The organism is Streptomyces malaysiensis subsp. malaysiensis (assembly GCF_040653035.1).
In the GTDB taxonomy this organism is placed as follows: Bacteria; Actinomycetota; Actinomycetes; order Streptomycetales; family Streptomycetaceae; genus Streptomyces; species Streptomyces malaysiensis.
Genome location: NZ_JBEZNG010000016.1, coordinates 20027 through 32851 on the forward strand (window position 1 = coordinate 20027; position 12825 = coordinate 32851).

The following is a 12825-nucleotide window of genomic DNA, read 5'->3' on the forward strand; positions in this document are numbered from 1 at the left end:
GGCAGGGGGCCGGACGGATCAGCCGAGCGAGGTGTAGAGACCGGGGCGGCGGTCGCGCAGATACGGGTTGATCCGGCGCGAGGTGGTCAGCAGTTTGGGGTCGACATCGCCGAGGAGGAGCTCCTCGCCGCGGCCGGCGCGCAGACAGGTGGCGCCGTCCGGCCCGGCCAGACAGCTCAGGCCGACGAAGTCGAACTCGCCCTCGGGACCGCTGCGGTTGACGTACGCGATGTACATCTGGCTTTCGAAGGCCCGCACCGGAATCAGGGATTCGGCGACGAACTCGAAGGGGTGCATCTGCGCGGTGGGCACCAGCAGCAGATCGGTCCCGGCCAGGGCATGGGCCCGTACGTTCTCCGGGAACTCCACGTCGTAGCAGACCAGGATGCCCACGGTCAGCTCGCCGACGGTGGCCTGGACGACGGGGGTCTCACCGGGGGTGAACGACGCCCGCTCGAAGCAGCCGTAGAGATGGGTCTTGCGGTAGTTGGCGAGCTCGGTGCCGTCCGCGCCCACGAGCCGTGCCGAGTTGTGGACGGCGCCCGCGTGGCGCTCGGGGTAGCCGTAGAGGATGGCGAGGCCGTGCGCCGCGGCGATATCGGCCACGGCCCGGCCGCTCGGCCCATCGGCGGGCTCGGCCAAATCCCGCACGCCGCCGCCGATGGCGTACCCCGTGAGGAACATCTCCGCGGTGACCAGCAGCCCGGCCCCGTCGGCTGCCGCGCGGGCGGCGGCCTCGTCGAGGACCTTGAGGTTTCCGGCGGGGTCGCCGGGGTGACCGGAGTTCTGGAGCAGGGCGGTGCGCAGCGGCGGCATGGCAGACCTCGGGAGGAGGAGTACGGGCATAAAAACAGTACGTTGCCTCCGGATCGCCCAACAAGACGGGATCATTGCGTCCGGCGTCGATTCATGACGTATAGGTGATCCCCACACGACGATTCATTGCGCCCACCCCAAAGCGGGCGCGGGGCCGCGCCGAAGCGCAGCTCCGCCGAGGGGGGCGCCCCGCAGGGGCGCGGGACTGTATCGACGTGCGGCTCCGCCCCGCAGGGGCGCGGGGAACTGCGCGCCCAGCCACGACGGCGCCGCACCCGCCCACCGGCAGATAGGGGCAGACGCCCCGTACGGCTCCGCCGCAGGGGCGCGCCCAGCCACAACGACGCCGCACCCGCCCACCGACAGGTAGGCGCACCCCCCGTCGATCAAGCCGCACCCAGCGAATCGCTTACGTAGGGGCCCCCGCCCCAAACCTCCGCAGCAGCGGCGACAGCACCAGTACGGACTTGGTGCGCTCCACGAACGGCTCCCCCGCGATCCGCTCCAGCACCCGCTCGAAGTGGCGCATATCGGAGGCGAAGACCTGGACGACGGCGTCCGCGTCACCGGTGACGGTCGACGCGGACACCACCTCGGGGTAGCGCGAAAGACCGCGGCGGATGTCGCCCGGCGAGGTGTTGTGGCGGCAGAAGAGCTCGATGAAGCCCTCGGTCTCCCACCCCAGCGCCATCGGGTCGACCCGTACGGTGAAGCCGGTGATGGCTCCCTCCGCGCGCAGCCGGTCCACCCGCCGTTTGACGGCGGGCGCGGACAGTCCGACCAGCTCGCCGATGTCGGCGTAGGAGCGGCGGGCGTCCTCGGCGAGGGCGTGGACGATGCGTTCGTCGAGATCGTTCAGTCGCACTGGGGGGCAATCACTTCTCTGCTGTGGCCAGTCGGGATCGGCGCAAGCCGTATGCGAAGTACAGCACAAGGCCGAGGGCCATCCACGCGCCGAAGACCACCCAGGTCACGAGCTGAAGGCTGCCCATCATCCACAGACACAGCGCGAAGCCGATCAGCGGGAAGAGCGGGGACAGCGGCACCCGGAAGGTACGCGGCATGGTGGGCCGGGTCCGGCGCAGCACGATCACGGCGATGTTGACCAGCGCGAAGGCGAAGAGCGTGCCGATGCTGGTGGCGTCGGCGAGCTGGCCGAGCGGGATCGCGGCGGCGAGGACACCGCAGAAGAGCGAGACGATCACGGTGTTGGCGCGGGGCGCCCCGGTCCTGGCGTGGACCGTGGAGAAGACCTTGGGCACCAGCCCGTCCCGGGACATCGCGAAGAGGATGCGGGTCTGCCCGTAGAGCACGGTGAGCACCACGGAGGCGATCGCGACGACCGCGCCGGCGGCCAACAGCACGGCCCAGAAGCTCTGTCCGGTGACATCCTTCATGATCGAGGCGAGCGCGGCCTCGGAGCCGGAGAACTTCTTCCACGGCAGGGCGCCCACCGCCACGGCGGCCACCAGGCAGTACAGCGCGGTGACGATGATCAGCGAGAGCATGATCGCGCGGGGCAGGTCGCGCTGGGGGTTCTTGGCCTCCTCACCGGCCGTGGAGGCGGCGTCGAAGCCGATGTAGGAGAAGAAGAGGGTGGCTCCGGCGGCGCTGACGCCCGCCATGCCCAGCGGCATGAACGGGGTGTAGTTACCGGCCCGGATGCCGGTGAAGGCGACACCGCAGAAGAGGATCAGCGCCGCGATCTTCACGCCCACCATGACCGTGTTGGCGCGGGCGCTCTCCTTGGCGCCGCCCAGCAGGAACGCCATGGCCAGCAGCACCACCAGCAGAGCGGGCAGGTTGAAGACGCCGCCGTCGCCGGGCGGGGCGGCCAGGACGTCGGGGATGGTGAAGCCGAGGGTGCCGTCGAGCAGTTCATTGAGGTACTCGCCCCAGCCGACGGCGACGGCGGCCACCGAGACGCCGTACTCCAGGATCAGACACCAGCCGCAGACCCAGGCGATCAGCTCGCCCAGCGTGGCGTAGGCATAGGAGTAGGAGGAGCCGGAGACGGGGATGGTGCCCGCCAATTCGGCGTACGACAGCGCCGAGAACAGCGCGGTGAGCCCGGCTATGACGAAGGACACGACGACCGCCGGGCCGGCGTCCGGCACGGCCTCGCCGAGCACCACGAAGATGCCGGTGCCCAGGGTGGCCCCGATGCTGATCATCGTGAGCTGCCATACGCCCATCGAGCGCCGCAGGCTCCCGCCCTCGCCCTGGCCGCCCTCGGCGACAAGCCGTTCGACCGGCTTGCGCCGCATCAGCCGGGCGCCCAGTCCGCCGACCGGAGGGTCTGGTTCCGGTTGCTGAGTGGCGGAGGGTGCTGCGCCGTGCTCCAACACTTGGGGGGCTCCTTAATCGCTGCCATCAGGCGGTGGCGGCCGGCTGCGGACATACCGGTACCCGGGGGCAAACCCGCAGGTGGAATCGGAGAGCAGCCGGTCCTCGCCACTCCACGTCAGCGCAAGACCCTATGAGCCGTCCGCCGACGGCCGTAATGGACCATGGTTGCGCATGCGTGTCGCAACGTTGCGCGCGGGGGCGCCCGGCGGTGAAACGTTGCGAAACAGTGAGCTTGTCAGCGCGCGTTTCACCCGAATGCCGCGATACTGCACGATTTTAGCGGTCGTTGGTGGGGACGTGACCACTGACAGTCTGCAACCACCCGATCACTCCCAACCCGGCGCCGAACCCGTGTTCCGGCCCCGCGACCAGGGGGGTGACGGCGAACGCTATCCGCTCGAATACTGCGCGAGAGTGTGGGAGGACTTCATCCGGGCCCTGGGCCGGATCGAGGCGGACTTCCTCCAGCGCTCCGAGACGACGGAACCGGGCGTCAAGGCATGACGTACACCGAGCCGAGGCCGGGCGGCTACGGGCCCCCACCCACCGGCCACCGAGCCGCCCCCGCGCCCCCTCCCGGGGAGCGGTTCGAGGCGGCCGCCGATTATGAGATGAATCCTTTCCCCCTGCCCGACCCGGAGACCATCGAGGGCCGCTGGGACCTGGAGGGGGACCTGGCGCGGCTGCTCCAGACGAGCTCCGCCGAGGAGTCGGTGCACACCACCGGCCCCATCCCCCCGCTCCGCGCCCCCTCCCCCGCACATGTGCGGGGGAGGGGCAAGCGCCGCCGGGTCCGCTTCCGGCTGCCGACGATGCCATGGCTGCATGTGATCAGCCTGATCTTCGCGGCGGTCACCACGGTCATCGTCGCGATGCTGAGCGTGCTCGGCGGGATGATCTCCTACGGCCCGCTGCGCTATCTGGCCTCCCCGAGCACCTCGGAGTCCATGGCGGCATGGTGGCCCCTGCTGGTCTACGGGCCCTGGCTGGTCGCCTCGCTGTCGGTGCTGCGGGCCGCACTGCACCGGCGGGGCGCGGCGCACTCATGGGCCGTGGTGGTGCTCTTCTCCACCATCGCGGTGTTCCTGTGCGTCGCACACGCCCCGCGGAACGCGCCCAGCATGGCCGTGGCCGGACTTCCCCCGGTGGCCGCGCTGGTCTCGTTCCACCAGTTGGTACGGCAGATCACCCTCACCAGCCCGCCACGCCACGCGTTGCCCCGGACCAGGGGTGAGCCGCGTGGAATGGCGAGGTGAGACACCGCTCCGAGACACCACTGTGGCCCCATTCACCCGAGCCGAATGGGGCCACAGTGGTGTCCGGACGCGAGCCGGACCGCCGCGCCTCAGTCCCAACCGGCGGCCTCAGTCCCAACTGGCGTGGAGGGGCTGGCCCTCCGCGTAGCCCGCGGCGCTCTGGACGCCCACCACGGCCCGCTCGTGGAACTCCTCAAGCGATCCGGCGCCCGCGTAGGTGCACGAGCTGCGCACACCCGCGACGATCGAGTCGATCAGGTCCTCGACGCCAGGGCGGGCCGGGTCGAGGAACATCCGCGAGGTGGAGATGCCCTCCTCGAACAGCCCCTTGCGGGCCCGCTCGTACGCCGACTCCTCGCTGGTGCGGTTGCGCACCGCGCGCGCCGACGCCATGCCGAAGCTCTCCTTGTAGGGCCGGCCGTCTGCGGTGTGCTGGAGGTCGCCGGGCGACTCGTACGTCCCCGCGAACCAGGAGCCGATCATGACGTTGGACGCCCCGGCGGCCAGCGCCATGGCGACGTCGCGGGGGTGCCTGACGCCGCCGTCCGCCCAGATGTGCTTGCCGGACTTCCGGGCCTCGGCGGCGCATTCCAGCACCGCGGAGAACTGCGGCCGGCCCACGCCGGTCATCATCCGCGTGGTGCACATGGCGCCCGGTCCGACACCGACCTTGACGATGTCCGCACCGGCCTCGATGAGATCGCGCACCCCCTCGGCGGAGACCACGTTGCCCGCCACCACCGGCACCCGCGGGCCCAGGGCCCGGACCGCCTTGAGCGCGCTGATCATCGACTCCTGGTGGCCGTGGGCGGTGTCCACGACGAGGGCGTCCGCCCCGGCGTCGATGAGCGCCTTCGTACGGCCCTCCACATCGCCGTTGACCCCGACGGCGGCCGCGATCCGCAGCCGGCCCGCCCCGTCCACGGCGGGCTTGTAGAGCGTCGCGCGCAGCGCGCCCTTGCGGGTCAGGATGCCGACCAGCTTGCCGTCCGCGTCGACGGCGGGGGCCAGCTTGCGATGGGCGGCGTCGAGGCGGCCGAACGCTTCCTGGGGGTCGATGTCCGCGTCGAGCACCATCAGCTCGCGCGACATCACCTCGGACAGCTGGGTGAAACGGTCCACCCCGGTCAGGTCGGACTCGACCACCACGCCCACCGGCCGCCCGTCCTCGACCACCACACCCGCGCCGTGTGCCCGCTTGGGCAGCAGCGACAGCGCGTCGGCGACGGTACCGGTCGGGGCGAGGACGATCGGGGTGTCCAGCACCAGATGGCGGCTCTTGACCCAGCGGACCACATCGGTGACGACGTCGATCGGGATGTCCTGCGGGATGACGACGAGGCCACCGCGGCGGGCGACCGTCTCGGCCATCCGGCGGCCGGCTATCGCGGTCATGTTGGCGACGACGAGCGGGATGGTGGTGCCGGTGCCGTCGGGCGAGGCCAGGTCCACCCCCTGGCGGGAGCCGACCGCGGAGCGACTCGGCACCATGAACACATCGTCGTACGTCAGGTCGTAAGGAGCCGGAGATGACTTTACGTAACGTCCGGTGCCGGGCTCAAGGAAATGCATACTTCTACATTTTCACACGAAGGGACACAGGTCACTCCCAGGAAGATCCAGCAAACGACCCTGGCGATCATGGAATCCTCCAAGGAGGTACGGAAGCTCCGGGCCGGGCCGTGACCTGCCTTATACGAAACGTTACCCGAGCGTTTGTCCGGCCTGCGAGGCGAGAGCTGCCCGTCGGGTGCTCGCCCATCCGCTGACGGTCGCTCCGGCGGCCCGCCCACCGTTAACCCGGCGCCAACCGCCGGTGAACTCCGTACAACCAGCTCCGCCCTTCGACGGTCACACCAGATGACCCGCACCCGTCGACCGAGTGGGAGCCTTTGTGCCACGCAGTAGCCGCATCCTGACGTACGCCATCGCAGCCGGCGCCGTGGCCACCGCCGGGTTCGTGTTCCCGTCCGGCGCCATCGCCGCCGCACCCCGTACCGTCACGAGCGACTTCAACGGCGACGGCTACGCGGACCTCGCCGTCGGTGTCCCGGACGGGACCGTCGGCGGCCAGGCCAGGGCCGGATACGTGAACATCGTGTGGGGCGGCCCGAAGGGCGTCGGCGCCCACGGAAGCATCCGTGTCACCCAGGCCACTCCCGAGGTTCCCGGCACCCCGGAGGCGGGCGACCGCTTCGGCGCCTCCGTGGCCCTGGTGGACCTCAACGGCGACGGCATCGCGGAACTGCTCGCCGGTGTCCCCGGCGAGGACGTCACCGGCCGCGGTACGGACGCGGGCATGGTCATCGCCATAGGCGGCTCGGCGGACGGGCCGGGACCTGGGGCGACGGTCCTGACCGGGCCGTCGCCATCGGCCGCGTACGGCGCATCGGTCGCGGCCGCCGAGCTGACCGGCGACGACGACCAGGAGATCGTGATCGGCGGCACGGACAAGGTCGTCGCCCGGGTCATCCAGGGTGAGGACAGCATGATCACCACCGTCGTCGCCGCGCCCATGGGCGGCCGCGCCCCCGTCCTGGCCACCGGCGACTTCGACAGCGACGGCACGGCGGACCTGGCCGTGGCGTACTGGACCGCGGGCAACCCCAACACGCAGTCCCATGTGCGCCTGTGGAAGTGGGACGCCGACCGGTCCGAGATGGCCAACTTCTGGAACACGGACAACGCCGGCGTGACCGCCCTGGCCGCCGGCGACTTCGACGGCGACGGCCACGACGACCTGGCGCTCGGCGAGTGCCGTGAGATCGCCGACGAGAACATCGACGACCCGTGCGGCCCCGAAGAACTCGCCAAGGGCGGCGGCGTCCACCTCCACTACGGAAGCCCCGCGAGCGGCTCGTTCGGCAGCCGCACCCAGACCCTCAACCAGGACACGGCGGGTGTCCCGGGCGTGGCCGAGGACGGCGACCGCTTCGGCGCCGCCCTCGCGGTCGCCGATGTCAACCGCGACGGCCGCGACGACCTGATCGTGGGCGCTCCTGGCGAGGCCATCGGAAGCAAAGCGGCAGCGGGCGCCGCCTGGCTGCTCTCCGGCAGCGCTCAGGGCCTGCTCGACGCGGGCGGCGCCGCCACATCCGTCTCCTGGAACCAGGACACGCCCGGTGTCCCGGGCGTCGCCGAGCCGGGCGACACCTTCGGCGCGGCGGTCGCCTCGGGCGACGGCAACGCCGACGGTGTACCGGATGTCACGGTCGGATCCCCTGGCGAGAACGGTTCCCTGGGCGCCGCATGGCTCTTCCGTAGCGGCTCGGCCGACGGCTCGACGGCCTTCTCGCCCCGCACGCTCGGCCTGCCGTACCTGTCCACGGCTCAGAAGTACGGCAAGCCGCTGAGCAGCCACTGAGTCCGACCTGCGGTCGTCGTACCCACCCCCGCGGCCGGGTGACGGGCCGACACCTCGGAGGTCAACGGAACCGGCCACCTCGTCAGTGATACCGGCCACTACATCGGCGCCTGCTCAAGCCCCGGTGCGCTCACCCCGCCCGCCGGGCCCGCTCCTGTCGGTATGCCTCCGCCCGGGCGAGGTAATCCCGGTGCTCCTGCTCGGGGTCCGGCGGCAGGTGCGGCTCGTCGGTGGTGGCGAAGAACCGCACCAGGGCCTCGTTCGAGCTCACGGCCAGCTCTCCGGAGCGGGCGAACATGCCCGACTCGTACTGGGCGACCGCCTCGTCGAGGCCGGCCGCCCGGCTGACGGCGTGCGCGAGTTCCGCACCGTCCAGCATCGCGAGGTTGGCGCCGTGACCGCCGAAGGGCGCCATCAGGTGGGCCGCGTCGCCTATCAGCGTGACCCCGGGGACGTGTTCCCACGTGAGCGGGGCGGGCAGCGCCCAGAAGGACCGCGGCACGTAGTCGCCGTCGTTGCGGACGATCAGCGCGCGCATGGCCGCGGACCAGTGGCCGAACTCCCGCACCAGATGGGAGCGGATGCTCTCCCGGTCGGTGAGATCCACACCGGCCCCGACGTGCCAGTCCGGTGCGGCGCGGAACGCGATGTAGCCGCGGACCACACCGTCGCCGTTGCGTTGCAGGATCACCGCGCGGCCGTCGTTGTCGTTGGAGAACATATGGCCGGCGCCGACGATCCCGGCGACCTCTGGGTGGCGGGAGTCGACCTCGTCGAACCGGGCGTCCAGGAAGCAGACCCCCAGGTGCTGTGGGGCGGCGTCGCTGACCAGGGGGCGGACCTTCGACCACGCCCCGTCGGCGCCGATCACCAGGTCGGCCTCCACGGTGGTGCCGCCCTCGAACTCCAGGCGGTGCCCGCCATGGCCGAGCGGGGTCGCGCGGACGAGCCGGTGGCCCCAGCGCACGGTGCCGGGCCGCAGGTGGTCGAAGAGCAGGCGGCGCAGCCGGCCGCGGTCGATCTCCGGCGCGGCCTCGTCGCCGGGGCCCGGGGTGAACTCCGCCAGGACCGTGCCGTGGTGGTCGCAGCGGGCCTTGGCCTGCCCCTCCGGCCGGGCCTGCGCCATGAAGGCGTCGAGCAGCCCGGCGTCCGCGAGGGCGATCTGTCCGGAGTCGGCGTGCAGGTCGAGCGTGCCGCCGGGGTCGCGGGAGTCCACGGCGTCGTCGGCGTCGTACACGGTGACCCCGATGCCGTTCCCTTGCAGGACGCGGGCGCAGGTCAGGCCGGCGGGCCCGGCGCCGACCACACAGATCCGGGGGGTGCTGTTCGTCATGGAGACCTTCCTTTCGGGGGCGCGGATCGCGAACGGGTCGCGACAGCACCCGTCTAGGTGTAACCGCTAAAAAAGCGTAACAGCTCAACTTTCTGATTCGATCCATGAACGCGGTAAGGTGACCGGGTGACCGAGATGGGGCGCCGAGAGCGTAAGAAGGCAGCCACCCGCCAGGCCCTCGCGGACGCGGCACTGCGGCTGTTCACCGAGCGGGGCTACGACGAGGTCGGGGTGCGCGAGATCGCCGACGCGGCCGACGTGTCGGTGACGACGCTCTTCAAGCACTTCCCCGACGGCAAGGAGGCGCTGGTCTTCGACCAGGACGTGGACCGCGAGGCGGCCCTGGTCGCAGCGGTCCGCGAGCGCCCCACAGGCCAGTCCGTCCCGCAGGCCCTGCACCGGATGCTGCTGGGCGAACACTCCCGGCGGGTCCACGCCGACCCCCGGTTCGACGACTTCCTGCGGCTGATCGACACCACTCCGGCACTGCGTGAGTACGCCCGCCGGATGTGGCTGCGGCACGAGTACGTCCTGGCCGCGGCGATCGCCGACGACGCCGGACTGCCCGCCGACGACCCGGGCTGCCGGGCGCTGGCCCACTTCGCCCTGGAGGCGCCCGTTCTCGTCCGCGGGTCCCGCGACCCCGACACCGCCCTCGACCGGGTCTTCGACCTGCTCGGCAACGGCTGGACCGGCGCCCGAGCGGACTGACCCGGCGTCAGCACCCGGGTGCCACACCGGCACCGCAGGACGTACGGCTCCCTCTATCCGCCTCTATCCGCGATTGAACGCGGCGGCAAGCCGGACCGGCCCGAGCCGGTCGCCGACCAGGCAGCCGTTGACGCATGCCGATATAGGCATATGATGAGGCCATGGCACGAGCGGCGACGACCTCGGACGCGTTCAACGCGATAGCCGAACCGCAGCGGCGGGAGATCCTGGTCCTGCTGCGGGGCGGCGAGCGGCCCGTTACCGAGCTGGCGCGGGATCTGGGGATGAGCCAGCCGCAGGCGTCCAAGCACCTGCGGGTGCTCCGGGAGGTCGGGCTGGTGCGGGCCCGCGGGGCGGGCAAGCAGCGGCTGTACGGCCTGGACGCCCGCGGGCTGCGGCCGGTCCACGAGTGGCTGGGCGGCTTCGAGCGGTTCTGGAGCGGCAGCTTCGACCGGCTGGACGAGTATGTGCAGGACCTGAAACAGGCAAGGCAGGAGGAACCACTCGATGACGACGACCAGTAGCGGCGGCGGGTCCGAACACCCGACCGCGGACCGCGAGATCGTGATCTCCCGGACCATCAGCGCCCCACGGGAGCTGGTGTTCGAGGCGTATACGCAGGTCCGGCACCTGTCGCGATGGTGGGGACCGGAGGGGTTCTCCACCACCACGCGGTCCTTCGAGTTCCGCGTCGGCGGGATTTGGGACTTCGTGATGCACGGGCCGGACGGGACCGACTACCAGGAGTGGATCACCTGGCGGGAGATCGTCCCGCCGGAGCGGATCGCGCTGCTGCACGGCGAGTCCCGCGACGACCCCAACGCCTTCGAGTCGGTCCTGGCCTTCGAGCCGGTCGGCGACGAGACCCGGATCGTGATGCGCACGGTGTTCCCCACCAAGGAACTCCGCGACGAGGCGGTGGAGAAGTACCACGCGATCGAGGGCGGCGAGCAGACCCTGGGCAACCTGGCGGCCTACGTCGCCGAACTCACCCGGAACGACACCGGCCGGAACGAGACCACCCCGAACGGAGCGGAGAGCTGATGGCCGGGAAGGTGTTCTTCAGCGTGACGATGTCGCTCGACGGCTTCATGGCACCCGAGGCCGTGCCGCCCGAGGACGCCTTCTCGCCCGAGAAGCAGGACGACCCGGACGTCAGGCGCTGGATGTCGAAGTGGGCGGAACTCCAAGCGTGGGCGTTCCCGCAGCGGTGGTTCCGGGAGAACCTCAAGCTCGGCGAGGGCGGCGAGGAAGGCATCGACAACGACATCGCCCGGGCGACGTACGAGCGCACCGGCGCGAGCATCATGGGCAAGCGGATGTTCGACCTCGGCGAGCCGACATGGCCGGAGGAGGCCCCGTTCCACACCCCGGTCTTCGTCGTGACCCATGAGAAGCGTGACCCGTGGGAGCGGCCGGGCGGCACGACCTTCCATTTCGTCAACGACGGCATCGAGAGCGCGCTCACCCAGGCCCGCGAGGCCGCCGGCGACCGCGACGTCCGCATCGCCGGCGGCGGCGAGACGATCCAGGAGTACCTGGACACCGGCCTGGTCGACGAGTTCTCGGTCACGCTCGCGCCCGTGCTGTTCGGCACCGGCATCCGCCTGTTCGACCGCGTGGACCCGGCCCGCCTCGCCCTCGACCAGACCCGCAGCGAGGCGTCATCCCGGGTGACCCACCTGACCTACACCGTCGGAAAGCGGTAGCCGGCACACCACACCGGCCGGCGCCCGCGCCCACCCCGCGGCCCCGGTCGCGCACGGAGGATGGGCTTCCCTCACCGCCGTCGTGTGCGCCACGGGGATCGATAACGAACGGTGGACCTGACCAGGGCCCGTGCCTCCGGCCCCGCAGGGCCCGTCAGTCGCCCCCGGCCAGGGACGATCCCGCGCCCCGGACCGCCGGGGGGATTCCGGAGCGCCCCAAGGAGTTCACTGCCCACCCGGGGGCCTCACGGCCCGCCCCGGGAGCCTTACGCCCAGTTCCGGGGACCTTACGGACCGTCCGGGTCCGCGCGGTCGAGGGCGGGGTGGGCGGCGGGGGTGGTCTCGGCGAGCAGGTAGTCCGCGGCGGCGGTGTCCGTGACCAGGCTGGTGACCAGGCCGGACCTCAGCACCGCCCCGATCGCCTCGGCCTTACGGCGGCCACCGGCGATGGCCACCACCTCGGGGATCCGGCGCAGCCGGTCGGCCTCCACGGTGATGCAGCGCTCGCCCAGGTCGCGGCCGATGCGGCGGCCCTCGGCGTCGAAGAGGTGGGCCGACATCTCGGCGGCGGCGCCCAGGCTCTCGTAGTGGGCCCGCTCCTCCGCGGTCAGCATGTCGTAGACCGTGGAGATCCCGGCCTCCCAGGAGCCGATGGAGACACAGGCCACGGTGACCTTGTCGAAGTACTCGAAGGCGCGGGCGATACCGGTCTGGCCGCGCAGGGCGTCCGCGGTGGCCGTGTCCGGCAGCAGCATCGGCGCGTAGATGGGATGCGCCTCACCGCCCGAGACGGCGGCCGCGCGGCGCACCGCCTCGACCGAGCCACGCTCCGCCGTGCCCGCGTCGTACACGCCCGTGAGCTGGACGACGGTGCACGGGGGCAGCCGGTGCAGCGCGGCCGCCATATGGATCGTGGACCGTCCCCAGGCCAGCCCCAGCACATCCCCCTCGGTCACCAGCTCGCCCAGCAGATCCGCGGCGACCTCGCCGAGGTTCTCCGGGTCCGGGGTGTCCGCCTCGGCGTCGGCCGGGGACTCCACGACGACCGCGTGGCGCAGCCCGTAGCGGGCGCGCAGCGCGTCGGAGCGCTCCGCGTCGAGCTCGGCGGGAACCCGGATCTCGATGCGCACCAGATCGCGCTCGAGCGCCGTCTCCAGCACCCGCGCGACCTTGAAGCGGCTGACGCCGAACTCCTCGGCGATCTGGATCTTGGACTTGCCCTCGAGGTAGAAGCGGCGCGCCATGGCCGCCGCCTGCACCAGTTCGGCGGGTCCCATCCGCGTGGCT

The 12825-nt window shown here is 71.5% G+C and carries 13 protein-coding genes; 7 read left to right on the forward strand and 6 right to left on the reverse strand.

Going from position 1 to position 12825, the window contains the following annotated elements; all coding sequences use genetic code 11:
* Positions 1 to 18 precede the first annotated feature (18 nt).
* From AB0E24_RS27905 to AB0E24_RS27915, 3 genes are all read right to left on the reverse strand, one after another.
* On the reverse strand, positions 19 to 816 hold the full coding sequence (locus AB0E24_RS27905) for a carbon-nitrogen hydrolase family protein (protein ID WP_069869817.1): 798 nt from the start codon (positions 814 to 816) through the stop codon (positions 19 to 21).
* Positions 817 to 1225: 409 nt separating this feature from the next.
* Entirely contained in the window at positions 1226 to 1681 is a 456-nt protein-coding gene (locus AB0E24_RS27910; protein ID WP_069869816.1) for an Lrp/AsnC family transcriptional regulator, read from the reverse strand.
* Between the two features lie 10 nt (positions 1682 to 1691).
* Complete coding sequence (locus AB0E24_RS27915) at positions 1692 to 3164, reverse strand: amino acid permease (RefSeq protein ID WP_069869815.1); 1473 nt, start codon at positions 3162 to 3164, stop codon at positions 1692 to 1694.
* Positions 3165 to 3462: 298 nt separating this feature from the next.
* Here AB0E24_RS27915 and AB0E24_RS27920 point away from each other — a divergent pair, with 298 nt between their 5' ends.
* On the forward strand, positions 3463 to 3669 hold the full coding sequence (locus AB0E24_RS27920) for a hypothetical protein (RefSeq protein ID WP_069869814.1): 207 nt from the start codon (positions 3463 to 3465) through the stop codon (positions 3667 to 3669).
* A 107-nt stretch (positions 3670 to 3776) separates the two neighbouring features.
* Positions 3777 to 4421 carry a DUF2637 domain-containing protein gene (locus tag AB0E24_RS27925; protein ID WP_371351946.1) on the forward strand — a complete coding sequence of 215 codons (645 nt, stop codon included), beginning with the start codon at positions 3777 to 3779 and terminating at the stop codon, positions 4419 to 4421.
* 108 nt (positions 4422 to 4529) lie between these two features.
* Here AB0E24_RS27925 and AB0E24_RS27930 read toward each other — a convergent pair whose 3' ends face one another.
* Positions 4530 to 5993, reverse strand: a complete 1464-nt coding sequence (locus tag AB0E24_RS27930; protein ID WP_093705311.1) for a GuaB1 family IMP dehydrogenase-related protein — start codon at positions 5991 to 5993, stop codon at positions 4530 to 4532.
* Between the two features lie 322 nt (positions 5994 to 6315).
* Here AB0E24_RS27930 and AB0E24_RS27935 point away from each other — a divergent pair, with 322 nt between their 5' ends.
* Positions 6316 to 7785 (forward strand): FG-GAP-like repeat-containing protein, encoded by a 1470-nt coding sequence (locus tag AB0E24_RS27935; RefSeq protein WP_359381032.1) that lies wholly within the window; start codon positions 6316 to 6318, stop codon positions 7783 to 7785.
* Between the two features lie 130 nt (positions 7786 to 7915).
* Here AB0E24_RS27935 and AB0E24_RS27940 read toward each other — a convergent pair whose 3' ends face one another.
* Positions 7916 to 9118, reverse strand: coding sequence for an FAD-dependent oxidoreductase (locus AB0E24_RS27940; protein ID WP_359381035.1), 1203 nt, complete (start codon positions 9116 to 9118; stop codon positions 7916 to 7918).
* A gap of 135 nt (positions 9119 to 9253) precedes the next feature.
* Between AB0E24_RS27940 and AB0E24_RS27945 the strand changes: the two genes are divergently transcribed.
* The 4 genes from AB0E24_RS27945 to AB0E24_RS27960 all read left to right on the forward strand — a co-directional run bounded on the left by AB0E24_RS27945 (position 9254) and on the right by AB0E24_RS27960 (position 11538).
* Positions 9254 to 9829, forward strand: coding sequence for a TetR/AcrR family transcriptional regulator (locus AB0E24_RS27945; RefSeq protein WP_359381038.1), 576 nt, complete (start codon positions 9254 to 9256; stop codon positions 9827 to 9829).
* Between the two features lie 161 nt (positions 9830 to 9990).
* Positions 9991 to 10353 (forward strand): ArsR/SmtB family transcription factor, encoded by a 363-nt coding sequence (locus AB0E24_RS27950; RefSeq protein WP_359381042.1) that lies wholly within the window; start codon positions 9991 to 9993, stop codon positions 10351 to 10353.
* On the forward strand, positions 10337 to 10873 hold the full coding sequence (locus tag AB0E24_RS27955; RefSeq protein ID WP_100805605.1) for an SRPBCC family protein: 537 nt from the start codon (positions 10337 to 10339) through the stop codon (positions 10871 to 10873). The genes AB0E24_RS27950 and AB0E24_RS27955 overlap by 17 nt, the downstream gene beginning before the upstream one ends.
* Positions 10873 to 11538, forward strand: coding sequence for a dihydrofolate reductase family protein (locus tag AB0E24_RS27960; protein ID WP_093703503.1), 666 nt, complete (start codon positions 10873 to 10875; stop codon positions 11536 to 11538). Before AB0E24_RS27955 ends, AB0E24_RS27960 begins: the two co-directional genes overlap by 1 nt.
* Before the next feature lie 287 nt (positions 11539 to 11825).
* Here AB0E24_RS27960 and AB0E24_RS27965 read toward each other — a convergent pair whose 3' ends face one another.
* A complete protein-coding gene (locus AB0E24_RS27965; RefSeq protein ID WP_370685063.1) occupies positions 11826 to 12815 on the reverse strand; it encodes a sugar-binding transcriptional regulator in 990 nt (329 codons plus the stop codon).
* Between the last annotated feature and the right edge of the window lie 10 nt (positions 12816 to 12825).